The following is a 22,592-nucleotide window of genomic DNA, read 5'->3' on the forward strand; positions in this document are numbered from 1 at the left end:
GTCAGGCCTCGCGGACGGGCCGGCGCAGCTGCTCGGCCAGTGCGCCGGTGTCGCCGAACAAGATCTCGCGCCAGTGCTGCTCCAGCTCCCGGGTGTCGTGCCGGTCCGGGTGGAAGCGCGGGTGCCCGAACACCGGCATCCGGCCCAGGACCCGGCGCAGGAACTGGCCCCGCCCGAACAGCAGCCGGTAGCCCTCCCGCAGGTCCCGCGGCCGACGCCAGACGCCCTGCTGCACGAGCAGGTACACCCATCCGAAGACGACCGCGGGCAGCACAGTGGCCACCACGAGCGGTGCGGCTCGGCCGCGCTCGGGACCGTCGGTGCCGATGAGCTCGTAGACGTCCCAGGTCACCGACTTGTGCTCGAGCTCCTCGAGCGCGTGCCAGTGCCACAGCTCCCGGATGTCGGCGTGCACGCGCTCGGCGAACTCGTCGCTGCCCAGCGATGTCCTCGGCCATCACCGCGGTGAAGTGCTCCATCAGCGCGGTGCAGGCGAGCTGCTGGCGCGGCGAGGTGCGGTCGAGGACCTCCAGCGCGAGCGCGACCGCGGACTCCGGCACGTGCACCGGGAAGCCGCGGGAGCGGAAGGCCTCGTTGAGCCGGTCGTGCTCGCGGCTGTGGATGACCTCCTGCGCGGTGAACCCGGACACCCGGGCACGCAGCTCCGGATCGGTCACCCGATCCCGGAAGTGGATCACCGAGCGGACGAAGAAGTCCTCCCCCGGCGGGAAGATGGCCGAGAGCATCGCGAGGAACAGCGTCGCGGTCGCGTTGTCGGCGTAGGCCCAGCGGACCATCTGCTCGGGCAGCCGGAAGTCGAGGTGGCGCGGCGGGATGCCCACGTCGCCGCCGGTCAGCCTGCGCGGACGCGGGCCGCTCCCGTTGCTGGTCGCCGTCTCGGTCACGGTCGGTCCTCCGGTCGTCGTCGACGGACGGGCCGCGCCTGTGACAGACAGTATCCCGTACAGCGCGTACCCCTTAGTGCGAGATCATGGGGTGGCGCCGGGCACGGTGTCAACCAGGGGCGGGATGATGGCCGGGTGAGCGGATCCGCGACCCCCGGCGACGGCCGCGCCCGCCGCTGGGCGGGGCAGCGGGCCGCCCGCCGGGCCGAGGTCGTCGCGGCGGCGATGGCCGCGATCGCCGAGCACGGGCCGGAGGCCACGACCGAGCAGATCGCCGGTCGCGCCGGGGTCCCCCGGCCCGCGCTCTACCGGCACTTCGACGGCCTGGAGGACCTGCAGGGCGCGATCGCCGAGGCCGCGCTCGGGCTGTACTCCGAGGCGCTCGCGCCGGTGTGGAGCCCGCGCGGGACGCCGCGCGAGATGCTCGTCGCCGCCATCGCCGCGCACGTCCGGTGGCTCGCCGCGCACACCGACCTCTACCGCTACGTGCTGCGCGCCGCCGGGGTCACCACCGCCGTCACCGACATCCGGCACCGGATCGCCGACCGGATGACCGGCCTGCTGACCGGCGGCTACCCCGGGCTGCCCGCGGCCGTCGCGGCGCCGCTGGCGGCCGGCGCGGTCGGGCTGGTCGACGCGGCGACCGAGCGGTGGCTCTCCTCGGCGGACCCGCTGCCCCTCGACGAGCTCGCCGAGCACCTGGCCCGGTGGGTCTGGGCGGTGCTCGACGCGGCGCTGCGCGACGTCGCGATCGAGCTGGACCCGGACGTCCCGCTCACCGCGGGCTGAGCGCTACTCGGCGACGCCGATGTCCTCGTTCCACAGGTCGGGGCGCTCGGTGACGAACGCGGTCATCATGTCGAGGCACCGCGCGTCGTCGAGGACCTCCACGCGCACCCCGTGCTCGGCCAGCCAGTCGTGGCCGCCGTGGAAGGTCCGGGCCTCCCCGACCAGCACGGCGCCGATCCCGAACTGACGGATCAGTCCGGAGCAGTACCAGCAGGGCGAGAGCGTGGTGACCATGGTGGTCGTCCGGTAGTCGCGCCGGCGGCCCGCGTCGCGGAACGCCGCGGTCTCCCCGTGCACCGTCGGGTCGCCGTCCTGCACCCGACGGTTGTGCCCGCGCCCGAGCACCTCCCCGTCCGGCCCGACGAGCGCGGCACCGATCGGGATGCCGCCCGAGGCCAGCCCGGCCCGGGCCTGCTCCACCGCCACGTCCAGCCAGCTCGGATCCATGCGCGCGAACCTATACCGAGATCGCGTCGAGGCGTTCACGCAGGAACGGCGCGGACACCACCGGCTCCCGCACCCGCCTGCCCAGCGGCGGTGCCAGCGGTCGGACGACGGCGTCGTGGTCGAGCTCGAAGAAGAACACCAGCGACACGAGGTCCTCCGCCGGGGCGTGGGCCTGCGGCGGGAGCACCCGGTGCCGTCCGGCCCGCCAACGGTCCCCGGTCCAGTGCGCCAGCAGGTCCCCGACGTTCACCGTCAGCGCGCCCGGGGTGTACGGCGCGTCCGTCCAGCCGTGCCCCTCGACGTCGACCTGCAGCCCACCCGCCCCGGGCTCGCGGTCGAGCAGGGTGACGGTGCCGAAGTCGGTGTGCGGACCGATCCGGAACTGTCCGGGCAGCGGCGTCCCGGTCTCGGTCATCGGCGGGTAGCGGTTGATGTTGAACGTCCACGTCGGGTGCGTCGCGAGGTCACGCAGCGTCGACGGGGTCTGCCCGAGCGCTCCCGCGCACAGCTCCAGCAGCGCCCCCGCGACACGGGTCATCGCCGTGCAGTAGGCCGTCACCGCCTCCTGCAGCGCCGGGACCTGCGCCGGCCAGACGTTCGGCGGGAACCACACCGCGTCGACATCGACGTCCCCGGTGGGGACGAACGGCCCCACCGCGAAGGACTCCTTGAGGTCCGGCGGCGAGTCGCCGCCCTCCACGCGGTCGTTGGCCTCGACCCCGGGTGGCAGCCAGCCCCGCCCGCCGACGCCGACCGCGAAGCCGCGCTTGACCGGGTCGGGCAGCGCGAAGAACTCCCGCGCGGCGGCCCGCACCGCCCGCGCCGCGTCGTCGGGCACCCCGTGCCCGACGACCTGCAGGAACCCAGCCCGCTGCAACGCGGTGTCCACCACGACCGGGTCCGGCGCGGCCAGGTCCACGGTCGGGATCAGCGCGTTCACCGCGTCCCCCCGGGCGGCGCGACGGCGGTGCGGCGCACCAGGACGGCGTAGAGCCCGGCCGAGAGCAGCAGACCCACCAGGAACGTCACGTCCCCGATCCCGGGCAGCAGCCGCGGCACGAGGCCGGTGAACAGCTCCTGGTTCGCGAACAGCAGCACCGACACGACGATGCCGACGACGAGCGCGATCGGGCCCGCGTGGTTGCGGTACGTGCGGTCGTAGAGCAGATCGGGGTCGGTCGGGCGCAGCCACTGGTCGGTGAGCACCACGCCGAGCCACGGCCCGACCCAGTAGACGACGACCAGCAGGAACGCCTCGTACCCCGCCGCGGCGTCGCCGAGGGCGACCAGCGCGATCGCGAACCCGACCGACCCGAACGCCAGCGCGACGACGGCCCGTGCCCGGGCCAGCGGCACGTCGATGCCGAGCGCGAGGAACGCCATCGCCCCGGAGTAGACGTTCAGCACGTTCGCCGCGACCGCCCCCACCGCGATGGCGACCAGGGTCAGCACGGCCAGCCATCCGGGCAGCAGACCGGTGTAGTTCGCGACCGGGTTGTCCGAGCCGAGGCCGGCCGCGGTCGCCGCACCGACCGACGCCGCACCGACCGTCATGAGCACCGTGGTGGACAGGAACAGACCGCCGCCCGCGGCGAGCCCGGTGGCCCGGGCCGACACCGACCGGGGCAGATAGCGGGAGTAGTCCGCGGCGTACGGGCTCCAGCCCGCCGAGTACCCGACGACGGCGCCGACGGTCAGCAGGAACCCGCCGACCCCGCCCACCCCGTCCGGCGACGCCGGAGCGCCCGGGTCCGACGCGGCGAGGACCAGCACCGCGCCGACCCCGAGCACCAGCGCGAGCAGGGGGAAGGCGAGCCGCTCGAACGCCTGCACCAGGTTGTGCCCGAAGAACGCGACGGCGACCTGGACCACGACCACCACCACCAGCCACGCCACGGTCCCGCCGCCGGTGATCGCCGAGAGGGCGAAGGCGGCGCTGACGCTGTTCACCGCGAACCAGCCGAAGCCCGAGGTGATCGTCATCAGCGCGGCGGGCAACGCGTTGCCGCGGTGGCCGAAGGCGAGCCGTCCCAGCACCATCTGCGGCACCCCGGTCGACGGCCCCCGGGCGGACAGCACCCCGTGGGCGACCGCGGCGAGCAGGTTCCCGACGACGATCGCCCCGACGGCCGCGGGCACCGTCTGCCCGAACGCCGTCACCGACAGCACGCCGACGAAGATCGTCGCGAACTCCAGGTTGGGTGAGGTCCACGTCCAGAACAGCTGGCGTGGCCTCCCGTGCCGCTCGCTGTCCGGTACGGGCTCGGTGGAGCCGGGTTCGACGGCGACGATGCGGTCGCCGTACCCGCGGTCCGCTGCCGCGCCGACGGTGTCCTCGGTGGTCACCGCGTCACTGTGACCCGCGGAGCGGGCCCGGCGGAACCTCGGTAACCGACTGTTGACACGGGTTGCTCCGTCCGGCCCGTAGTCCTGCGGATCCCGCGGACGGACGGGGTCCGCCACGATCGACCCATGCGGACGAACCTGAACGTGGCCCTGCAGGCCGGCAGTCTCCTGGCCTTCGTGGGCCTGCGGTTCACCGCGCCGGGCTGGTTCCTGATCATCCTGATCATCACCCTGGTCGGCCCGGTGCTCCTGACGGTGCCGTCGATCCTGGCGCTGACGGTGCTGCGCCGCCGGGTGCTCGCACCGGCGGTGACCGCCCCGTTCGTCGCCTGCGCCAGTTTCCTGCTCGCCGCGGGCCTGCTGATGCCCGACTTCGGCGACACGCAGGACTCGGTGCGCGCCCCGCTGTCGGTGCTGATGGAGTCCGCCGGGCTGGCCGCCGGTCCGTCCGGACCGCTGTACGTGCTCGGGTCGCTGGCCGTGGCCGGCTGGTCGGTCTCGATGCTCTGGCTCGGGGTGGCGCTGGCGCTCGACGCCCGCCGGACCCACCGGGTCGCCGGGCCGCCGCACCCGGCGTGGGTACGGCCGAGCGCCTGAGGCCCGTCCGGCGCGCGGTCCGGGAGTCGCTCAGCTCGCGCCCGGCACCCGGATCCGCCGGGTCCGCTCGGCGCGGGTGGCCAGCTCGTCGTCGCGGGGGTAGTCGACCCCGGTCAGCGACAGCCCGTGCGGCGGCGCGACCGTCACCTCGGAGGCGCGCAGCTCGCGGCGCAGCAGCCCCGCCGGCCAGTCGACGGGGCGGCGCCCCCGGCCGACCTCGAACACCGCACCGACCAGGCTACGGACCATCGAGTGGCAGAACGCGTCCGCCGACACCGCGGCGACCAGCACGTCCGGCTCCCCCGGCACGGCCGACCAGTCGAAGCGCAGCAGCGCGCGGACGGTCGTCGCGCCCTCGCGGCGCTTGCAGAACGCCGCGAAGTCGTGCTCCCCCAGCAGCAGGGCCGATGCGGCGTTCATCGGGCCCGGGTCCAGCGGGTACGGCCAGGCGACCGTCTCGCGGGCGCGCAGCGGCTCGGCACCGAACGGCGCGGTGGTCACCCGGTACCGGTAGTGCCGACGCAGTGCGGAGAAGCGGGCGTCGAACGCGTCGGGCACCCGGGAGACCTCGTGTACCCGCACGTCGGGGGGCAGGAAGCGGTTGAGCCGCCGCAGCAGCCCGTCGGTCCGCGCCGCGAGCCGCTCCGGGACGTCCACGTGGCAGACCTGGCCGGACGCGTGCACCCCGGCGTCGGTGCGCCCGGCGACGGTCAGCCGCAGCGGGGTGCGCAGCACGGTCGACAGTGCCTCGGTGAGCACACCCTGGACCGTCCGCCGGGTCGGCTGCTGGGCCCACCCGGAGAAGTCGGTGCCGTCGTAGGCGAGGTCCAGCCGCAGCCGCACGGTACCGGGGTCCGGGACGGGGCCGCCGGAAACGCCGACGAGCCCGCCGTCGGTGACGGCGGGCTCGTCGGTGTGGTGCGGTCGGCTCAGGAGCCGGACTCCTTCTTGCCGGTGGAGCCCTCGGCGGCCTCCTCCGCGGCGGCAGCGGCGTCGACGGCCTTGTCGGCGGCCTCGGAACCCGGGGCCACCTCCTCGGCCTCGACCGCGGCGTCGACCGCCTTCTCGGCGGCCTCCTGGGCCTCGTCGGCCGCGGTGACCTCGGCCTCGGTGGCCTCGGTCGACTCGACCGTGGTGTCCTCGTCCGAGGACGCGGCGGCCGGAGCGGCGGCAGCGGCCTGGGACGCGGCCGAACGACGGGCACGGTTCGCCTCGTCGGTCACCGTCTTCTGCTGGACCAGCTCGATGACCGCCATCGGGGCGTTGTCGCCCTTGCGCGGCATCGTCTTGGTGATCCGGGTGTAGCCACCGTTGCGGTCCGCGAAGAACGGGCCGATCTCGGTGACCAGGCGGTGCACGACCGACTTGTCGCGGATCACCTTCATGATCTCGCGCCGGTTGTGCAGATCCCCGGCCTTGGCCTTGGTGATCAGCCGCTCCGCGTACGGACGCAGCCGCCGGGCCTTGGCCTCGGTGGTGGTGATCCGGCCGTGTTCGAACAGCGAGGTCGCCAGGTTGGCCAGGATCAGCCGCTGGTGCGCGGGCGACCCGCCGAGGCGGGTTCCCTTGGTGGGCTGGGGCATGGCTACAACTGCTCCGTTTCTGCGTAGTCCTGACCGTCGTCACCGAAGGTGTCCGGGTCGAACCCGCTCCCACCGTCGACGCCGTAGTCGCTCGCCGCCGCCGACGGGTCGAACCCGGGCGGGCTGTCCTTGAGGGCCAGGCCGAGACCGACGAGCTTCATCTTGACCTCGTCGATCGACTTGGCGCCGAAGTTGCGGATGTCGAGCAGGTCCGCCTCGCTGCGACCGACGAGCTCGCCGACCGTGTGGATGCCCTCGCGCTTGAGGCAGTTGTACGACCGGACCGTGAGGTCCAGCTCCTCGATCGGCATCGCGAACGCCGCGATGGTGTCCGCCTCCTGCGGGGAGGGGCCGATCTCGATGCCCTCGGCGTCCACGTTCAGCTCGCGGGCCAGGCCGAACAGCTCGACCAGGGTCTTGCCGGCCGAGGCCAGCGCGTCCCGCGGGGTGATGGAGGGCTTCGACTCGACGTCGAGGATGAGCTTGTCGAAGTCGGTGCGCTGCTCGACTCGCGTGGCCTCGACCTTGTAGGTCACCTTCAGCACCGGCGAGTAGATCGAGTCGACCGGGATACGGCCGATCTCGGCACCGGTGGCCTTGTTCTGCATCGCCGGGACGTACCCGCGACCACGCTCGACGACGAGCTCGACCTCGAGCCGGCCCTTGTCGTTGAGCGAGGCGATGTGCAGGTCCGGGTTGTGCACGGTGACACCGGCGGGCGGGACGATGTCCCCCGCGGTGACCGCACCCGGGCCCTGCTTGCGCAGGTACATCGTCACCGGCTCGTCCTCCTCGGAGCTCACGACGAGCTCCTTGAGGTTGAGGATGATGTCGGTGACGTCCGCCTTGACCCCCGGCACGGTGGTGAACTCGTGCAGGACGCCGTCGATCCGGATGGACGTGACGGCGGCACCGGGGATGGACGACAGCAGCGTCCGGCGCAGGGAGTTGCCGAGGGTGTAGCCGAAGCCCGGCTCCAGCGGCTCGATGACGAACCGCGACCGGGTCTCGGTGACGACGTCCTCGGCGAGTGAGGGTCGCTGAGAGATCAGCATGGGTGAGTGCCTCCTAAGCACCTGCGACAACCGCTATTTGATGTCGCAGAGAGAACCCGCCGCCCCTCCCTGCGGGGCGGCGGAGTGTCGAGCTACTTCGAGTAGAACTCGACGATGAGCTGCTCGGTGACCTGGGTGTCGATCTGAGCGCGCTCGGGCAGCTGGTGGACCAGGATGCGCAGGGTCGACGGGACGACCTGCAGCCACGCCGGGACCGGGCGGTCGCCCTGGGTCTCCTTGGCGATGACGAACGGGTCGGTGTTCCGCGACTTGTCCTTGACGTCGATGATGTCGTAGCGCGACACCCGGAAGCTGGGGATGTCGACCTTCTTCCCGTTGACCAGGAAGTGGCCGTGGTTCACCAGCTGACGGGCCATGCGCCGGGTGCGGGCGAGGCCCGCGCGGTACACGACGTTGTCCAGACGCGACTCGAGGATCTGCAGCAGCTCGTCGCCGGTCTTGCCCTCGCGACCGTGCGCCTCCTCGTAGTAGGCGCGGAGCTGCTTCTCCTGCAGGCCGTAGCCGAAGCGGGCCTTCTGCTTCTCCTGCAGCTGCAGGAGGTACTCCGTCTCCTTGATCCGGATCCGGCCGTGCTGGCCGGGCGGGTAGGGACGGCGCTCGAACGCCTGGTCGCCGCCGACGAGGTCGGTCTTCAATCGGCGGGACTTGCGGGTCATGGGGCCGGTGTAGCGAGCCATGGTGGTTCTCCCTTCCCCTAGATCCGGCGCCGCTTGGGCGGACGGCAGCCGTTGTGCGGCTGCGGGGTCACGTCGGAGATCGTGCCGACCTCGAGGCCGGCCGCCTGCAGCGAACGGATCGCCGTCTCACGTCCCGAGCCGGGGCCCTTGACGAAGACGTCGCACTTCTTCATGCCGTGATCCATCGCCTTGCGGGCGGCGTTCTCGGCGGCGAGCTGCGCGGCGAACGGCGTCGACTTCCGGGAGCCCTTCAGGCCGACGTGCCCGGACGAGGCCCAGGCGATGACGGCACCGGTCGGGTCGGTGATCGACACGATCGTGTTGTTGAACGTGGACTTGATGTGGGCGTGACCGTGCGCGACGTTCTTCTTCTCGCGACGGCGGACCTTCTTGGGTCCGGCACCCTGACGTGCGCGGGGCGGCATTACTTCTTACCTGCCTTCTTCTTACCGGCGACGGTCTTCTTCGGGCCCTTGCGGCCGCGCGCGTTGGTCTTCGTGCGCTGGCCGCGGACCGGAAGGCCGCGACGGTGACGGATGCCCTGGTACGAACCGATCTCGATCTTCCGGCGGATGTCCGCCTGGATCTCACGGCGCAGGTCACCCTCGACCTGCAGGTTCGCCTCGATGTACTCGCGGAGCTTGCTGACGTCCTCGTCGGTCAGGTCCTTCGACCGGAGGTCGGGGCTCAGCGCCGTGGCCTCGAGGATCTCCTTGGACCGGGTCCGTCCGACCCCGAAGATGTAGGTGAGCGCGATCTCCAACCGCTTTTCGCGGGGGAGGTCGACGCCGGCAACACGTGCCATGCGGCGTTGTCTCCTTGTTGTCGTCCCAGGTCTTCCCGATGCCCGTCCCGTTCCGCCGCTGAGCTGAACGGGCCCCGGCCTGGTTCCGGGGGTACTACCGGGCCCGTGTGGCCCGGCAGGTGCATCGGGGGCTTCTGCTGCGCGATCAGAGGATCGCGACCGGTACCGCTCTGCTCAGCCCTGGCGCTGCTTGTGGCGCAGGTTCGAGCAGATCACGATGATCCGGCCGTGACGGCGGATCACCTGGCACTTGTCGCAGATCTTCTTGACGCTCGGCTTGACCTTCACGTCGTCTGCCTCTGTGTGTCGTTCGTGTGGGTCTTGCGACCGACCGTGGTGGAGCTGGTCGTCACTTGTAGCGGTAGACGATGCGGCCGCGGCTCAGGTCGTAGGGCGACAGCTCGACGACCACCCGGTCCTCCGGAAGGATCCGGATGTAGTGCTGGCGCATCTTCCCGCTGATGTGTGCGAGAACCCGGTGGCCGTTCTCCAGCTCCACCCGGAACATCGCGTTCGGCAGGGGTTCGACGACCCGGCCCTCGACCTCGATCGCCCCGTCCTTCTTGGCCATGTCCTCCGCTATCCGTGACAGGTGTCGGTTGCCCCGGTCGACAGCGGTGCCGACGACCGGTTCGGCGCGCACGTGCGGAGCCGGACCGGGAACACTGTGGGATACACGGAGCACACGGAGCGGACGTCACAGGACGCGCCGAGGGTCCAGTGTACGGAGGCCGTGCGAGGCCGGTGCAGGCGGGGGTGACGGGCGTGGTAGTCGCCCGGGACGACGACGGTAACGGACCGAGCCGCCCGCCGACCAGTACCCGCGCCGAGCGCGTCGGTACCGGTGACGTCGGGGCTCAGGACCCCGGGCGGTCCGGTGCGCCGGCGGGCGCGGTCAGCAGCCAGGGCCCGTCCTCGGTCACGGCGACGGTGTGCTCCCAGTGCACGGCCCGACCGCCGCCCGCGGTCACCACCGTCCAGCCGTCCTCCAGCTCCAGGGTGTCCGGGTCCCCCGCGACGAGCATCGGCTCGACGGCCAGGGCCATCCCCGGGCGCAGCCGCGGGCCCTTGCCCGGCTCGCCGTGGTTGGGCAGGAACGGGTCCATGTGCATCGAGGTGCCGATGCCGTGCCCGCCGTACTCGGCGACGATGCCGTAGTCGGCACGGTCGGCCAGCGCCGCCGACCGGCACGCCTCCTGGATCGCGTGCGAGACGTCGGTCAGCCGGGCCCCGTCACGGACGGCCAGGATCCCCGCCTCCATCGCGCCGCGGCAGGCCGCGGACAGCGCCAGGTCACCGGGCGACACGTCCCCCACGGCGATGGTCACCGCGGAGTCGCCGTGCCAGCCCTCGACGATCGCACCGCAGTCCACCGAGATCAGGTCGCCCTCGGCGAGCACCTGCTTCGGCGACGGGATGCCGTGCACGATCTGCTCGTTCACCGAGGCGCAGATGCTCGCGGGGAAGCCGTGGTAGCCGAGGAACGAGGGGACGCCGCCGCCGTCGCGGATCGTCTGCTCGGCGAGGGCGTCGAGCTCGGCCGTGCTGACGCCCGGCTTCGCACGTTCGGTCACGGCGGACAGGGTGGCCGCGACCAGTGCGCCCGCCACCCGCATCGCCTCGAGCTGGCCGTGGGTCTTGAGCTCGATGTCCCGACCCCGGTAGCGGGCGATGGCTCCGCGGATGCCGCCGCGACCGTTCATGTGTCCGTCCCTCGGTTCCCGCCGTCGGCACCGGGGCCACCGGTGCCGACGGGTCTCAGCCCCGGCGCTCGTCCAGCGCCGCGAAGACCCGGTCGGTGATCTCGTCGATCTCGCCGACGGCGTCGATCGTGACCAGCCGGTCACGGTAGTGGTCCAGCAGCGGAGCGGTCTCCTCGCGGTAGACCCGCTGCCGGTTGCGGATGGTGTCCTCGTTGTCGTCGCTGCGGCCACGGCCGAGCAGGCGCTGCACGACGACCTCGTCGTCGACGTCGAACTGCACGACCGCGTCGAGCTCGAGGCCCTTGTCGGACAGGATCTCGGCGAGCGAGCCCGCCTGGGCCACGTTGCGCGGGAAGCCGTCGAGGATGAAGCCGTTCCCGGCGTCCGGGTCGCCGAGCCGGTCGCGCACCATGCCGACGGTCACCTCGTCGGGGACGAGGTCCCCGGCGTCCATGTAGCGCTTCGCCTCGCGCCCGAGCTCGGTCTCGTCCCGCAGGTTCGCCCGGAACAGATCCCCGGTCGAGATGTGCGGGACGTCCAGCCGCTTGGCCATCTGCTCAGCCTGGGTCCCCTTGCCGGCACCGGGCGGTCCCACCAGAACGAGTCGCACGAACCCGACCTCCTGAAGTCTTGTCCTCCACTGCGCCGGCGTCCTCGCCGGCGCACGATGCCCGCGGCACCACGACCGGGGCCCGGGGCCCCGCACCGGGTTCCCGCACGGCCACGTGCCGGCGAGCCTAACGCAGGAAACCTTCGTAGTTCCGCTGCATGAGCTGGCTCTCGATCTGCTTCAGGGTGTCGAGGCCCACGGTCACCATGATCAGCACCGCGGTGCCGCCGAACGGGAAGTTCTGGTTCTGCCCGCTGCCGGTGATGCCGAGGAAGAAGTTCGGGAGCACCGCGATCAGGCCGAGGTAGAGCGATCCGGGCAGCGTGATGCGGCTGAGCACGAAGTTCAGGTACTCCGCGGTGGGCCGGCCGGGGCGGATACCCGGGATGAAGCCGCCGTACTTCTTCATGTCCTCGGCACGCTCGTCGGGGTTGAACGTGATGCCGACGTAGAAGTACGTGAAGAAGATGATCAGTGCTACGTACAACACGATGTGCACGGGATTGGACTGATCGACGAGATAGGTCTGCACGAACTGCTGGAACCAGCCACCGTCGTTCCCGGCGAGCCGGGCGACCAGGTCGGGCAGGTACAGCAGCGAGCTACCGAAGATCACCGGCACGACACCGGCCTGGTTGACCTTCAGCGGCAGGTACGTCGACGTGCCGCCGTACATGCGACGGCCGACCATCCGCTTGGCGTACTGCACGGGGATGCGGCGCTGCCCGTTCTCCACGAACACGACGCTCGCGATGATCGCCAGCCCGAAGACGCAGACACCGGCGAAGACCAGACCACCGGAGTTCTCCAGGATCAGCCGGCCCTCGGCGGGGATGCGGTGCGCAATCGAGGCGAAGATCAGCAGCGACATGCCGTTGCCGATGCCGCGCTCGGTGACCTGCTCGCCGAGCCACATCACCAGGGTGGTGCCGGCGACCATCACGGTCACGATCACGACCAGGGTGAAGACCGACGAGTCCGGGATGATCGGCAGCGCGCAGCCCTGGAACAGCTGACCGCGCTCGGCCAGCGCCACGAAGCCGGTGGCCTGCAGCACCGCGATGCCGATGGTCAGGTACCGCGTGTACTGCGTGAGCTTCGCCTGGCCGGACTGGCCTTCCTTCTTCAGCTGCTCGAACCGCGGGATGACGACCTGCAGCAGCTGCACGATGATGCTCGCGGTGATGTAGGGCATGATGCCCAACGCGAAGATCGACAGCTGGAGCAGCGCCCCGCCGGAGAACAGGTTGATCAGGGAGTAGACGCTGGCGTTGTCGCCACCCTCGACCTGACGGACACACTCCTGGATGTTCGGGTACGACACCCCCGGCGAGGGGATGTTCGCCCCGAGCCGGTACACCGCCACGATCGCCAGCGTGAAGAGGATCTTCTTGCGGAGATCCGGCGTGGTCAGGGCCGCCCGGACTGCGCTGAGCACTCGGTGATCCTCCTACGACGTCGGCGGCCCGACACCGCCTGCGCCGGCCCCTGAAGGGGTCGGCCGGGTTGGTCGACGCGCATCCCGCGCCTCGCGTGACACCCGGGCCGGTGTGTACCGGCGGGGGCTGCGCGCCCACGGGGCGCGCCAGGTATTCGGTGGACACTCGGTCCGGAAGTGACTGTAACAGCGGCCCGGAAACGCCTCGGCGCCGCCCACGGGCCCGCTCCGCCGGGGGCGGAACAGGCACCGGGGACGGCGCCGGGGGACGTGCGGTGAGACCTACAGCTCGGAGACGGACCCGCCCGCCGCCGAGATCTTCTCGCGCGCGGACGCGGAGAACTTGTGGGCCTTCACGGTCAGGGCGACGCCCGAGAGCTCGCCCTCGCCGAGGACCTTCACGAGCTGGTTCCTGCGGACCGCGCCCGCCTCGACCAGCTCGGCCGGGCCGACCTCGCCGCCCTGCGGGAACAGGGTGGCCAGGTCGCCGACGTTCACGACCTGGTACTCGACCTTGAAGCGGTTCTTGAAGCCCTTGAGCTTCGGCAGCCGCATGTGCAGCGGCATCTGCCCGCCCTCGAAGCGCGGGGACACCGTCTTGCGGGCCTTCGTGCCCTTGGTACCGCGACCGGCGGTCTTGCCCTTGGAGCCCTCACCGCGACCCACACGGGTGCGCGCCTTCTTCGAGCCCGGGGCCGGCCGCAGGTCGTGCAGCTTGATCACGGAGTTCTCGTTCTCGCTCACTGCTGCACCTCCTCCACCGTCACGAGGTGGCGCACGGTGTGGACGTAGCCGCGGGTCTGCGGGTCCGCCTCACGCACCACCGACTGCCGGATCTTGCGCAGACCGAGCGAACGCAGCGTGTCGCGCTGGTTCTGCTTGGTCCCGATCCGGCTCTTCACCTGGGTGATCTTCCACGTGGCCATGTCGCTCACACCTTCGCCGCGTCGGCCTCGGCGCGCTGGCGCATCATGCTGGCCGGGGCCACGTCCTCCAGCGGCAGACCGCGGCGGGCCGCGACCTCCTCCGGACGCTGCACCGACTGGAGCGCCGCCACCGTGGCGTGCACGATGTTGATGGCGTTGTCGGAGCCCAGGGACTTGGACAGGATGTCCGAGATCCCCGCGCACTCCAGCACCGCGCGGACCGGGCCGCCGGCGATGACACCGGTACCCGGGGAGGCCGGGCGCAGCATGACGACGCCCGCGGCGGCCTCACCCTGCACGCGGTGCACGATCGTGCCGCCGATGCGGGGGACGCGGAAGAAGTTCTTCTTCGCCTCCTCCACGCCCTTGGCGATCGCGGCCGGCACCTCCTTGGCCTTGCCGTAGCCTACGCCCACCAGGCCGTCACCGTCGCCGACGATCATCAGCGCGGTGAAGCTGAACCGGCGGCCGCCCTTGACGACCTTGGCCACGCGGTTGATCGTGACCAGCCGCTCGATGTACGGGGTCTTGTCCTGGGCCGCCCCGCCACGGCCACCGTCCCGGCGGTCCCGGTTGTTGCGGTTGTCGTTCCCACCGCTGCCGCCCGGGGCTCCGCCGTCACGCCGCGTACGTCCCGGCATCAGACAGTCCCTTCGATCTTCTCGGTCTGGTTCATCAGAACTCCAGGCCTCCCTCGCGGGCGGCGTCGGCCAGGGCCGCGATGCGGCCGTGGTAGGCTAGCCCGCCGCGGTCGAACACGACCGTGGAGATGCCCGCCTCCTTGGCCTTGGCGGCGATGAGCTCGCCGACCTTGGCCGCCTTGGCCTTCTTGTCGCCGTCGAGCCCGCGGACCTCGGCGTCCAGCGAGGACGCGAAGGCCAGCGTGTGGCCCGCCAGGTCGTCGATCAGCTGGACGGTGATGTGCCGCGAGGAGCGGTTGACCGCCAGCCGCGGACGCACCGGCGTCCCGGAGATCTTCTTCCGGAGCCGGGCGTGCCGGCGGATGCGCGAGTCGCGGCGCTTGCGCGCCACCTGGGACGCCATCCGGCGGCGGGCGGAACCCGACACCGTCTCGTTCGTCTCGGCCATCACTTACCCGTCTTTCCGACCTTGCGGCGGACCTGCTCGCCGGCGTACCGCACACCCTTGCCCTTGTACGGGTCGGGGCGGCGCAGCTTCCGGATGTTGGCAGCGGTCTCGCCGACCAGCTGCTTGTCGATGCCGGAGACCGAGAACCGGGTGGGCGACTCGACCGCGAAGGTGATGCCCTCCGCCGGCTCGACGACGACCGGGTGCGAGTAGCCCAGGGCGAACTCGAGGTTCTGGCCCTTCAGCTGCACGCGGTAACCCACGCCGTGGATCTCCAGCTTCTTCTCGTAGCCGGCGCTGACGCCGACCACGATGTTGTTGACGAGGGAGCGGGTCAGGCCGTGGTAGGCCCGCACCTCGCGCTCCTCGTTCGGGCGCTTCACCAGCACCGTGCCGTCGTCGTCACGCTCGATCGTGATCGGCTCGACAGCGGTGTGCGACAGGGTGCCCTTGGGGCCCTTCGCGGTGACCGTGCGGCCGTCGATGGTGATCTCCACGCCGGACGGGACGGTGATGGGCAGCTTTCCGATGCGCGACATCGTTCGTTACCCCTCTCTCACCAGACGTAGGCGAGGACTTCCCCGCCCACGCCGCTCCGGTAGGCCTGCTGGTCGGTCATCAGACCCTGAGAGGTCGAGATGATCGCGATGCCGAGGCCACCCAGGACCCGCGGCAGGTTCGTCGACTTCGCGTACACACGCAGGCCGGGCTTGGAGACCCGGCGCAGACCGGCGACGCTGCGCTCACGGTTGCGGCCGTACTTCAGCTCGACGACGAGGGACTTGCCGACCTCGGCGTCCTCGGTGTGGTGCGCGGCGATGTAGCCCTCCTTCTGCAGGATCTCCGCGATGGAGACCTTCAGCTTGGAGTGGGGCATCACGACGCGGTCGTGGTAGGCCGAGTTCGCGTTCCGCAGACGGGTCAGCATGTCTGCGATCGGATCGGTCATCGTCATGTGTCTGTCTCTTTCCCGCCGTGGTTCCTCGTACCGACGCGGCGCCCCTGCTCGGGGCGCCGCGCCGGTGCGGGCCTGCGGCGATCGGATCCGCTGCCCCGCGGACGCGGGGCGGTCGGATCACCAGCTGGACTTGCTCACACCCGGCAGCTCGCCGGCGTGCGCCATGTCTCGCAGGCACACGCGGCAGAGGCCGAACTTGCGGAACACGGCACGCGGCCGACCGCACTTGTTGCAGCGGGTGTAACCCCGCACGGCGAACTTCGGCTTCGCGTTCGCCTTGTTGATGAGCGCCTTCTTCGCCATTCGCTCAGCTCTCCTTGAACGGGAAGCCCAGGTGGCGCAGCAGCGCCCGGCCCTCGGCGTTCGTGGTCGCGGTGGTCACGACCGTGATGTCCATGCCCCGCGGCCGGTCGATGGAGTCCGGGTCGATCTCGTGGAACATCGACTGCTCGTTCAGGCCGAACGTGTAGTTGCCACGCCCGTCGAACTGGTTGCCCTCGAGACCGCGGAAGTCGCGGATACGGGGCAGCGCGATGGTCAGCAGACGGTCGAGGAACTCCCACATCCGGTCGTTGCGGAGGGTCACCTTCGCACCGATCGGCATGCCCTCACGCAGCTTGAACTGCGCGATGGACTTGGTGGCGCGACGCAGCTGCGGCTTCTGGCCGGTGATGGTGGCCAGGTCCCGCAGCGCACCGTCGATCAGCTTCGAGTCGCGGGCGGCGTCACCGACACCCATGTTCACCACGACCTTGGTCAGGCCGGGGATCTGCATGACGTTGGTGTAGCCGAACTCCTCGCGGAGCTTGTCGAGGATCTCGTCGCGGTAACGCTGCTTGAGCCTCGGCAGGGTCTTCTCAGCCGTGGTCATCTCAGATCTCCTTCCCGTTGCGCCTGGAGATCCGGACGCGGCGGGTGGTGCCGTCCTCGCCCTCGACGGCCTTCTTGCCGATCCGGGTCGGCTTGCCGTCGGAGTCGCACACCATCACGTTCGAGACGTGGATGGCGGCCTCCTGGGTGACGATCCCGCCGCTCTCGGCCCCGCGCTGGTTCTGGCTGATCCGGGTGTGCTTCTTGATCCGGTTCACGCCCTCGACCAGCACGCGCTGACGCTCCGGGTAGGCCGCGATGACCTTGCCCCGGGCACCCTTGTCCTTGCCGGCGATCACCAGAACGGTGTCGCCCTTCTTGACCTTCATCTTCGCCTTCATGTCAGAGCACCTCCGGGGCCAGGGAGATGATCCTCATGAACTTGCGGTCGCGCAGCTCGCGCCCGACCGGGCCGAAGATACGGGTCCCCCGAGGTCCGTTGTCCGCCTTGATCAGGACGGCGGCGTTCTCGTCGAAACGGATGTAGCTGCCGTCGGGACGGCGCTTCTCCTTCTTGGTGCGCACGATGACCGCCTTGACGACGTCACCACGCTTCACGCCGGCGCCGGGGATGGCCTCCTTGACCGTGGCGACGATGACGTCGCCGATCCCGGCGTAGCGCCGCGCGGAGCCGCCCAGCACCCGGATGCACAGGATCTCCTTGGCACCGGTGTTGTCGGCGACGCGCAGCCGCGACTCCTGCTGGATCACTTCGACTCCTACTTGGCCTTCTCGAGGATCTCCACCAGCCGCCAGCGCTTGGTCGCCGACAGCGGACGGGTCTCCATGAGGCGGACACGGTCGCCGATACCGGCGGTGTTCCCCTCGTCGTGCGCCTTGACCTTGCTGGTCCGGCGGATGACCTTGCCGTACAGGGGGTGCTTCACCCGGTCCTCGAGGGAGACGACGATCGTCTTCTCCATCTTGTCGGACACGACCAGGCCCTCGCGGACCTTGCGCTCCCCGCGCTCGTCGTTCTTCAGCTCGTCGCTCACGCCGCGCCCTCGCTCTCGGTCGGTGCGGCGGAAAGGCCGAGCTCACGCTCGCGCATCACGGTGTAGCACCGCGCGATGTCGTGACGGACGGCCCGCAGCCGCCGGTTGTTGTCCAGCTGCCCGGTGGCCATCTGGAAGCGGAGGTTGAACAGCTCCTCCTTGGCCTCCCGGACACGCACGACCAGCTCCTCGTCGGAGAGCTCGCGCAGCTCGGCGGCCTTGGTGTTGCCATTGCTCGCCATCAGATGTCACCACCCTCACGGGACACGATCCGGCACTTCATGGGCAGCTTGTGGATCGCACGGGTCAGAGCCTCGTGCGCCACCTCGCGGTTCGGGAAGCTCATCTCGAAGAGCACCCGGCCCGGCTTGACGTTCGTGACCCACTTCTCGGGCGAACCCTTACCGGAACCCATGCGGACCTCGGCCGGCTTCTTGGTCATCGGGATGTCCGGGAAGACGTTGATCCAGATCTTCCCGCCACGACGGATGTGCCGGTTGATCGCGATACGTGCCGACTCGATCTGCCGGTTGGACACGTAGGCCGGCTCCAGCGCCTGGATGCCCCAGTCGCCGAAGGTGACCGCGGTACCACCGCTGGCCATGCCCTTGCGCTTGGGACGGTGCTGCTTGCGGTGCTTGACCTTGCGTGGGATCAGCATCGGTCAGCTCTCCCCACCGTTGCTCTGGTTCTCACCGGAGGCCGGGGCCTCGGCGGTCGCCGTCGCGGCGCCGCCGGCCTGGCCCGCGCTCTGCGCGGCACGCCCGGCCTCGGTGCTGGTCGCAGTGGTGCCCGAGGCACCCGAACGGCGCCGGGCCGGACGCTCGCGGCGCGGACCGCGGCCCGGGGCCTCGGCAGCAGCCGGGACGCCCTCGCGGCGGCCGCCGACGACGTCGCCCTTGTAGATCCAGACCTTCACGCCGATGCGGCCGAAGGAGGTCCGGGCCTCGAACAGGCCGTAGTCGATGTCCGCGCGCAGCGTGTGCAGCGGGACCCGACCCTCGCGGTAGAACTCCGACCGCGACATCTCGGCACCGCCGAGGCGGCCCGAGCACTGGACCCGGATGCCCTTGACCTGCGGGCTGCGCATGGCCGACTGGATGGCCTTGCGCATGGCCCGCCGGAAGGCGACCCGGTTCGACAGCTGCTCGGCGACGCCCTGGGCGACGAGCTGGGCGTCGGACTCGGAGTTCTTGACCTCGAGGATGTTCAGCTGGACCTGCTTCTTGGTCAGCTTCTCGAGGTTGCCCCGGATCCGGTCGGCCTCGGCGCCACGGCGGCCGATCACGATGCCCGGACGCGCGGTGTGGATGTCCACCCGCACGCGGTCCCGGGTGCGCTCGATCTCGACCTTGGAGATGCCGGCCCGCTCCATGCCCTTGGAGAGCATGCGGCGGATCTCGACGTCCTCCTTGACGTACTCGGAGTACTGCTTGTCCGCGTACCAGCGCGACTTCCAGTCCGTGGTGATGCCCAGGCGGAAGCCGTGCGGGTTGATCTTCTGCCCCATCAGCGGGCCCTCCCCTTCGCACCACGACGGCCGGCCTTCTGCGGAACCGACTCGACCTCGATGGTGATGTGGCTCGTCCGCTTGCGGATGCGATACGCACGCCCCTGGGCGCGCGGCCGGATCCGCTTCAGCGTCGGGCCCTCGTCGACCATCGCCACGGCGACCACGAGGGTCTCCGGGTCCAGGTCCAGGTTGTTCTCGGCGTTGGCCGCGGCGCTGGCCACGACCTTCGCGACGGGCTCGGCCGCAGCCTGCGGCGAGAACCGCAGGATCGCCAACGCCTCGTCGACCGGCAGGCCGCGGACCAGGTCCACGACGCGGCGGGTCTTCATCGGCGAGCTACGGACGAACCGTGCCACGGCGCGCGCACGAGTCGGCTCGAGCGCAGCGCCGGTGGTCTCGGCAGTGTCTGCCATCTTCTCCACCTCTCCTTGTCGCTACTCGGGCCGGCTTCTAGCGCCGACGCGCCTTGCGGTCGTCCTTGATGTGACCCCGGAACGTGCGGGTCGGGGCGAACTCGCCAAGCTTGTGCCCGACCATCGAGTCGGAGACGAAGACCGGGACGTGCTTGCGGCCGTCGTGCACCGCGATGGTGTGACCGATCATGTCCGGGATGATCGTGGACCGACGGGACCACGTGCGGATCACGGTCTTCTTGCCGGACTCGTTGAGGGCGTCCACCTTCTTGAGCAGGTGGTCGTCCACGAAGGGGCCCTTCTTCAGGCTGCGCGGCATGTCTTACCTCCCTGCTCAGCGCTTCTTGCCGGTGCGACGCCGGCGGACGATCAACTTGTCGGACGGCTTGTTCTTGCGGGTACGGCCCTCGGGCGTACCGGCGGGGTTCACCGGGTGGCGTCCACCGGAGGTCTTGCCCTCACCACCACCGTGCGGGTGGTCCACCGGGTTCATGACGACACCACGGACGGTCGGGCGCTTGCCCTTCCACCGCATGCGGCCTGCCTTGCCCCAGTTGATGTTGGCGTGCTCCGAGTTGCCCACCTCGCCGACGGTGGCGCGGCAGCGCACGTCGACGTTGCGGATCTCGCCGGAGGGCATCCGCAGCTGCGCGTAGGGCCCGTCCTTGGCGACCAGCTGGACGCCGGCACCGGCCGAGCGCGCGATCTTGGCCCCGCCACCGGGGCGGAGCTCGATCGCGTGCACCACGGTGCCCGTCGGGATGTTGCGCAGCGGCAGGTTGTTACCCACCTTGATGTCGGCCCTCGGACCGTTCTCGATCTTGTCGCCCTGCTTGAGCTTCGCCGGCGCGATGATGTAACGCTTCTCGCCGTCGGCGTAGTGCAGCAGTGCGATCCGCGAGGTGCGGTTCGGGTCGTACTCGATGTGCGCGACCTTCGCCGGCACGCCGTCCTTGTCGTTACGACGGAAGTCGATCAGACGGTAGGCGCGCTTGTGCCCGCCACCCTGGTGACGGGTGGTGATCCGCCCGTGCGCGTTGCGGCCGCCCTTGTTGTGCAGCGGGCGCAGCAGCGACTTCTCGGGGGTGTCGCGGGTGATCTCGGCGAAGTCCGCCACGCTCGAGCCACGACGGCCCGGGGTGGTCGGCTTGTACTTACGAATGGCCATGGGTCAGCTCGCTCCCTCAGCTCGCCGGGCCACCGAAGACGTCGATCGCCTTGCTCTCCTCGGAGAGCGTGACGATCGCGCGCTTGGTGTCCTTGCGCTTGCCGTAGCCGGTGCGGGAGCGCTTGCGCTTGCCCGGGCGGTTCAGCGTGTTCACGCTGGTCACCTTGACCCCGAACACCTTCTCCACGGCGATCTTGATCTGGGTCTTGTTCGCGTCCGGTGCCACGACGAAGGTGTACTGGCGCTCGTCGAGCAGCCCGTAGCTCTTCTCCGAGACGACCGGCGCGAGCAGCACGTCCCGCGGGTCCGTGATCACTTGTCGGCCTCCTCAGCGCGGCGGCCGGCAGCCTTCGGCTTCGCGATCGGGCCGGCCAGGAACTCGTCCAGCGCCGCCTGCGTGAACAGCACGACGTCGTTGACGAGCACGTCGTGGGTGTTCAGCTGGTCCGGCGCGATCAGGTGGACCTGCGGCAGGTTGCGCAGGCTCAGCAGGGCGTTCTCCGCGGAACGCTCGACGACCGCGAGCACCCGGCGGGCGTCGGGCACGACGGCCTCGAGCGCCTTGCGGGCGGCCTTGGTCGACGGCGCGTCACCCTCGGAGAAGGCGGACACGACGTGCACGGCGCCGGCGCGGGCCCGGTCGGAGAGGGCGCCACGCAGGGCGGCGGCCTTCATCTTCTTCGGGGTCCGCTGCGAGTAGTCGCGCGGGGTCGGGCCGTGGACGATGCCACCACCGGCGAACTGCGGCGCGCGGATCGAGCCCTGACGGGCGCGACCGGTGCCCTTCTGCCGGTACGGCTTCTTGCCACCGCCGCGGACCTCGCCGCGACCCTTCACGTCGTGCGTGCCCTGCCGCGCGGCGGCGAGCTGCGCGGTCACCACCTGGTGCATGAGGGCGATGTTCGCCGTCACGTCGAAGACGTGGTCGGGCAGCTCGACGCTGCCGCCGGCGGAACCCTCGGGGGTCTTGATCTGCACGGTGCTCACTTGCCATCACCCTTCGCGGGGGTCTTCACCACGACGAGGCCACCGCGCGGACCGGGGACGGCGCCCTTGACGAGCAGCAGCCCGCGCTCGGCGTCCACCCGGTGGACCTTCAGGTTCTGCGTGGTCTGGCGGTCGGAACCCATCCGGCCGGCCATCCGCACACCCTTGAACACGCGGCCCGGGGTGGCGCAGCCGCCGATGGAGCCCGGCGAACGGTGCTTGCGCTGCGTGCCGTGCGAGGCGCCCAGGCCCTTGAACCCGTGGCGCTTCATGACACCGGCGAAGCCCTTGCCCTTGGTCACGCCCACCACGTCGACCTCGGCCACCTCGGCGAACGCCTCGACGGTGACTTCCTGACCGGTGGTGTACTCGGCGGCGTCGGAGGTGCGGAGCTCCAGGACGTGGCGACGGGGGGTGACGCCGGCCTTGGCGAAGTGGCCGGACTCCGGCTTGTTCACCTTGCGCGGGTCGATGGCCCCGTAGGCCAGCTGGACGGCGGTGTAGCCGTCGCTCTCCTGCGAGCGCACCTGGGTCACGACGTTCGGTCCGAGCTGGACCACGGTGACCGGCACGATGCGGTTGTTCTCGTCGAACAACTGGGTCATCCCGAGCTTGGTGCCCAGGAGGCCGGTGACCTTCTTCGTCTGCTTGGTGGCAGTCGTCTTCTTGAATGCAGCAGTCATCGTCTCCACCCCGC

The 22,592-nt window shown here is 70.7% G+C and carries 37 protein-coding genes and 1 pseudogene; 2 read left to right on the forward strand and 36 right to left on the reverse strand.

From position 1 onward, the window contains the following. Position 1: 1 nt before the first annotated feature. Together KPF47_RS39300 and KPF47_RS41160 are read right to left on the reverse strand one after the other, a co-directional pair. Positions 2-415, reverse strand: a complete 414-nt coding sequence (locus KPF47_RS39300; protein ID WP_374108918.1) for a metal-dependent hydrolase — start codon at positions 413-415, stop codon at positions 2-4. A 67-nt stretch (positions 416-482) separates the two neighbouring features. Continuing rightward, positions 483-797 (reverse strand): annotated as a pseudogene (locus KPF47_RS41160) (metal-dependent hydrolase); the annotation flags it as partial. Positions 798-1,040: 243 nt separating this feature from the next. On the opposite strand from KPF47_RS41160, the gene KPF47_RS30215 reads away from it, so the two are divergent. Continuing rightward, positions 1,041-1,694, forward strand: coding sequence for a TetR/AcrR family transcriptional regulator (locus KPF47_RS30215; protein ID WP_224392197.1), 654 nt, complete (start codon positions 1,041-1,043; stop codon positions 1,692-1,694). A 3-nt stretch (positions 1,695-1,697) separates the two neighbouring features. Here the strand turns inward: KPF47_RS30215 and KPF47_RS30220 are convergent, their stop codons facing one another. From KPF47_RS30220 to KPF47_RS30230, 3 genes are read right to left on the reverse strand one after another with little or no spacing between them, the layout of a single operon-like run. Further along, positions 1,698-2,141 carry a nucleoside deaminase gene (locus KPF47_RS30220; protein WP_224392198.1) on the reverse strand — a complete coding sequence of 148 codons (444 nt, stop codon included), beginning with the start codon at positions 2,139-2,141 and terminating at the stop codon, positions 1,698-1,700. Between the two features lie 10 nt (positions 2,142-2,151). Beyond that, a complete protein-coding gene (locus KPF47_RS30225) occupies positions 2,152-3,081 on the reverse strand; it encodes an isopenicillin N synthase family oxygenase (protein ID WP_224392199.1) in 930 nt (309 codons plus the stop codon). Further along, complete coding sequence (locus KPF47_RS30230) at positions 3,078-4,487, reverse strand: cytosine permease (protein WP_224392200.1); 1,410 nt, start codon at positions 4,485-4,487, stop codon at positions 3,078-3,080. Before KPF47_RS30230 ends, KPF47_RS30225 begins: the two co-directional genes overlap by 4 nt. Before the next feature lie 126 nt (positions 4,488-4,613). Here KPF47_RS30230 and KPF47_RS30235 point away from each other — a divergent pair, with 126 nt between their 5' ends. Then, the gene (locus KPF47_RS30235; RefSeq protein WP_224392201.1) at positions 4,614-5,084 is read left to right on the forward strand and encodes a hypothetical protein; all 471 of its coding nucleotides are present in this window, start codon (positions 4,614-4,616) and stop codon (positions 5,082-5,084) included. Between the two features lie 30 nt (positions 5,085-5,114). Here KPF47_RS30235 and truA read toward each other — a convergent pair whose 3' ends face one another. The 31 genes from truA to rplC form a co-directional block, all read right to left on the reverse strand. Then, the gene (gene truA / locus KPF47_RS30240) at positions 5,115-5,921 is read right to left on the reverse strand and encodes a tRNA pseudouridine(38-40) synthase TruA (protein ID WP_224392280.1); all 807 of its coding nucleotides are present in this window, start codon (positions 5,919-5,921) and stop codon (positions 5,115-5,117) included. Between the two features lie 92 nt (positions 5,922-6,013). Next, positions 6,014-6,667: a 50S ribosomal protein L17 gene (gene rplQ, locus KPF47_RS30245; RefSeq protein ID WP_224392202.1), complete on the reverse strand. Its 654-nt coding sequence runs from the start codon at positions 6,665-6,667 to the stop codon at positions 6,014-6,016. Positions 6,668-6,669: 2 nt separating this feature from the next. After that, positions 6,670-7,722 carry a DNA-directed RNA polymerase subunit alpha gene (locus tag KPF47_RS30250; protein ID WP_224392203.1) on the reverse strand — a complete coding sequence of 351 codons (1,053 nt, stop codon included), beginning with the start codon at positions 7,720-7,722 and terminating at the stop codon, positions 6,670-6,672. A gap of 92 nt (positions 7,723-7,814) precedes the next feature. After that, positions 7,815-8,420 carry a 30S ribosomal protein S4 gene (gene rpsD / locus KPF47_RS30255; RefSeq protein WP_224392204.1) on the reverse strand — a complete coding sequence of 202 codons (606 nt, stop codon included), beginning with the start codon at positions 8,418-8,420 and terminating at the stop codon, positions 7,815-7,817. Between the two features lie 17 nt (positions 8,421-8,437). Next, positions 8,438-8,845 carry a 30S ribosomal protein S11 gene (gene rpsK, locus KPF47_RS30260; RefSeq protein ID WP_224392205.1) on the reverse strand — a complete coding sequence of 136 codons (408 nt, stop codon included), beginning with the start codon at positions 8,843-8,845 and terminating at the stop codon, positions 8,438-8,440. Next, on the reverse strand, positions 8,845-9,225 hold the full coding sequence (rpsM, locus tag KPF47_RS30265; protein ID WP_020622916.1) for a 30S ribosomal protein S13: 381 nt from the start codon (positions 9,223-9,225) through the stop codon (positions 8,845-8,847). The genes rpsK and rpsM overlap by 1 nt, the downstream gene beginning before the upstream one ends. Positions 9,226-9,399: 174 nt before the next feature. Continuing rightward, the gene (gene rpmJ, locus KPF47_RS30270) at positions 9,400-9,513 is read right to left on the reverse strand and encodes a 50S ribosomal protein L36 (protein ID WP_020622917.1); all 114 of its coding nucleotides are present in this window, start codon (positions 9,511-9,513) and stop codon (positions 9,400-9,402) included. 61 nt (positions 9,514-9,574) lie between these two features. Further along, positions 9,575-9,796: a translation initiation factor IF-1 gene (gene infA, locus KPF47_RS30275; protein WP_010228514.1), complete on the reverse strand. Its 222-nt coding sequence runs from the start codon at positions 9,794-9,796 to the stop codon at positions 9,575-9,577. Positions 9,797-10,082: 286 nt separating this feature from the next. Beyond that, positions 10,083-10,928 (reverse strand): type I methionyl aminopeptidase, encoded by an 846-nt coding sequence (gene map, locus KPF47_RS30280; RefSeq protein WP_224392206.1) that lies wholly within the window; start codon positions 10,926-10,928, stop codon positions 10,083-10,085. Positions 10,929-10,983: 55 nt separating this feature from the next. Further along, positions 10,984-11,538 (reverse strand): adenylate kinase, encoded by a 555-nt coding sequence (locus tag KPF47_RS30285; RefSeq protein ID WP_224392207.1) that lies wholly within the window; start codon positions 11,536-11,538, stop codon positions 10,984-10,986. A gap of 127 nt (positions 11,539-11,665) precedes the next feature. Continuing rightward, positions 11,666-12,976 carry a preprotein translocase subunit SecY gene (gene secY, locus KPF47_RS30290; RefSeq protein WP_224392208.1) on the reverse strand — a complete coding sequence of 437 codons (1,311 nt, stop codon included), beginning with the start codon at positions 12,974-12,976 and terminating at the stop codon, positions 11,666-11,668. A gap of 282 nt (positions 12,977-13,258) precedes the next feature. After that, on the reverse strand, positions 13,259-13,699 hold the full coding sequence (rplO, locus tag KPF47_RS30295) for a 50S ribosomal protein L15 (RefSeq protein ID WP_374108921.1): 441 nt from the start codon (positions 13,697-13,699) through the stop codon (positions 13,259-13,261). Between the two features lie 17 nt (positions 13,700-13,716). Continuing rightward, complete coding sequence (rpmD, locus tag KPF47_RS30300) at positions 13,717-13,902, reverse strand: 50S ribosomal protein L30 (protein WP_224392210.1); 186 nt, start codon at positions 13,900-13,902, stop codon at positions 13,717-13,719. Between the two features lie 5 nt (positions 13,903-13,907). Then, positions 13,908-14,543, reverse strand: coding sequence for a 30S ribosomal protein S5 (gene rpsE / locus KPF47_RS30305; RefSeq protein ID WP_020622923.1), 636 nt, complete (start codon positions 14,541-14,543; stop codon positions 13,908-13,910). Between the two features lie 34 nt (positions 14,544-14,577). Next, positions 14,578-14,991, reverse strand: coding sequence for a 50S ribosomal protein L18 (rplR, locus tag KPF47_RS30310; RefSeq protein WP_305080483.1), 414 nt, complete (start codon positions 14,989-14,991; stop codon positions 14,578-14,580). Then, entirely contained in the window at positions 14,991-15,530 is a 540-nt protein-coding gene (rplF, locus tag KPF47_RS30315; protein ID WP_224392211.1) for a 50S ribosomal protein L6, read from the reverse strand. Before rplF ends, rplR begins: the two co-directional genes overlap by 1 nt. A gap of 17 nt (positions 15,531-15,547) precedes the next feature. Continuing rightward, positions 15,548-15,946 (reverse strand): 30S ribosomal protein S8, encoded by a 399-nt coding sequence (rpsH, locus tag KPF47_RS30320; protein ID WP_224392212.1) that lies wholly within the window; start codon positions 15,944-15,946, stop codon positions 15,548-15,550. 120 nt (positions 15,947-16,066) lie between these two features. Then, positions 16,067-16,252 carry a type Z 30S ribosomal protein S14 gene (locus KPF47_RS30325; RefSeq protein WP_020622927.1) on the reverse strand — a complete coding sequence of 62 codons (186 nt, stop codon included), beginning with the start codon at positions 16,250-16,252 and terminating at the stop codon, positions 16,067-16,069. 4 nt (positions 16,253-16,256) lie between these two features. Beyond that, positions 16,257-16,820, reverse strand: a complete 564-nt coding sequence (gene rplE, locus KPF47_RS30330; protein WP_224392213.1) for a 50S ribosomal protein L5 — start codon at positions 16,818-16,820, stop codon at positions 16,257-16,259. 1 nt (position 16,821) lies between these two features. Then, positions 16,822-17,148, reverse strand: coding sequence for a 50S ribosomal protein L24 (rplX, locus tag KPF47_RS30335; protein ID WP_062403788.1), 327 nt, complete (start codon positions 17,146-17,148; stop codon positions 16,822-16,824). 13 nt (positions 17,149-17,161) lie between these two features. After that, positions 17,162-17,530 carry a 50S ribosomal protein L14 gene (gene rplN, locus KPF47_RS30340; protein WP_010228481.1) on the reverse strand — a complete coding sequence of 123 codons (369 nt, stop codon included), beginning with the start codon at positions 17,528-17,530 and terminating at the stop codon, positions 17,162-17,164. An 8-nt stretch (positions 17,531-17,538) separates the two neighbouring features. Beyond that, complete coding sequence (rpsQ, locus tag KPF47_RS30345; protein ID WP_224392214.1) at positions 17,539-17,814, reverse strand: 30S ribosomal protein S17; 276 nt, start codon at positions 17,812-17,814, stop codon at positions 17,539-17,541. Then, positions 17,811-18,056, reverse strand: a complete 246-nt coding sequence (rpmC, locus tag KPF47_RS30350; RefSeq protein ID WP_224392215.1) for a 50S ribosomal protein L29 — start codon at positions 18,054-18,056, stop codon at positions 17,811-17,813. The genes rpsQ and rpmC overlap by 4 nt, the downstream gene beginning before the upstream one ends. Continuing rightward, complete coding sequence (rplP, locus tag KPF47_RS30355) at positions 18,056-18,475, reverse strand: 50S ribosomal protein L16 (protein WP_020622932.1); 420 nt, start codon at positions 18,473-18,475, stop codon at positions 18,056-18,058. The genes rpmC and rplP overlap by 1 nt, the downstream gene beginning before the upstream one ends. 3 nt (positions 18,476-18,478) lie before the next feature. Beyond that, the gene (gene rpsC / locus KPF47_RS30360; RefSeq protein WP_020622933.1) at positions 18,479-19,324 is read right to left on the reverse strand and encodes a 30S ribosomal protein S3; all 846 of its coding nucleotides are present in this window, start codon (positions 19,322-19,324) and stop codon (positions 18,479-18,481) included. Beyond that, positions 19,324-19,740: a 50S ribosomal protein L22 gene (gene rplV / locus KPF47_RS30365; RefSeq protein ID WP_043277206.1), complete on the reverse strand. Its 417-nt coding sequence runs from the start codon at positions 19,738-19,740 to the stop codon at positions 19,324-19,326. Before rplV ends, rpsC begins: the two co-directional genes overlap by 1 nt. A gap of 37 nt (positions 19,741-19,777) precedes the next feature. Continuing rightward, positions 19,778-20,059, reverse strand: coding sequence for a 30S ribosomal protein S19 (gene rpsS, locus KPF47_RS30370; RefSeq protein WP_020622935.1), 282 nt, complete (start codon positions 20,057-20,059; stop codon positions 19,778-19,780). 15 nt (positions 20,060-20,074) lie between these two features. Continuing rightward, complete coding sequence (gene rplB, locus KPF47_RS30375; RefSeq protein ID WP_224392216.1) at positions 20,075-20,908, reverse strand: 50S ribosomal protein L2; 834 nt, start codon at positions 20,906-20,908, stop codon at positions 20,075-20,077. Positions 20,909-20,924: 16 nt separating this feature from the next. After that, positions 20,925-21,224, reverse strand: a complete 300-nt coding sequence (gene rplW / locus KPF47_RS30380; protein WP_020622937.1) for a 50S ribosomal protein L23 — start codon at positions 21,222-21,224, stop codon at positions 20,925-20,927. Further along, positions 21,221-21,895 (reverse strand): 50S ribosomal protein L4, encoded by a 675-nt coding sequence (rplD, locus tag KPF47_RS30385; RefSeq protein ID WP_224392217.1) that lies wholly within the window; start codon positions 21,893-21,895, stop codon positions 21,221-21,223. Before rplD ends, rplW begins: the two co-directional genes overlap by 4 nt. After that, positions 21,892-22,578: a 50S ribosomal protein L3 gene (gene rplC / locus KPF47_RS30390; RefSeq protein ID WP_073576866.1), complete on the reverse strand. Its 687-nt coding sequence runs from the start codon at positions 22,576-22,578 to the stop codon at positions 21,892-21,894. The genes rplD and rplC overlap by 4 nt, the downstream gene beginning before the upstream one ends. Between the last annotated feature and the right edge of the window lie 14 nt (positions 22,579-22,592).

Origin of the sequence: Pseudonocardia sp. ICBG1293 (assembly GCF_020131355.1) — a bacterium.
Classification (GTDB): Bacteria; Actinomycetota; Actinomycetes; order Mycobacteriales; family Pseudonocardiaceae; genus Pseudonocardia.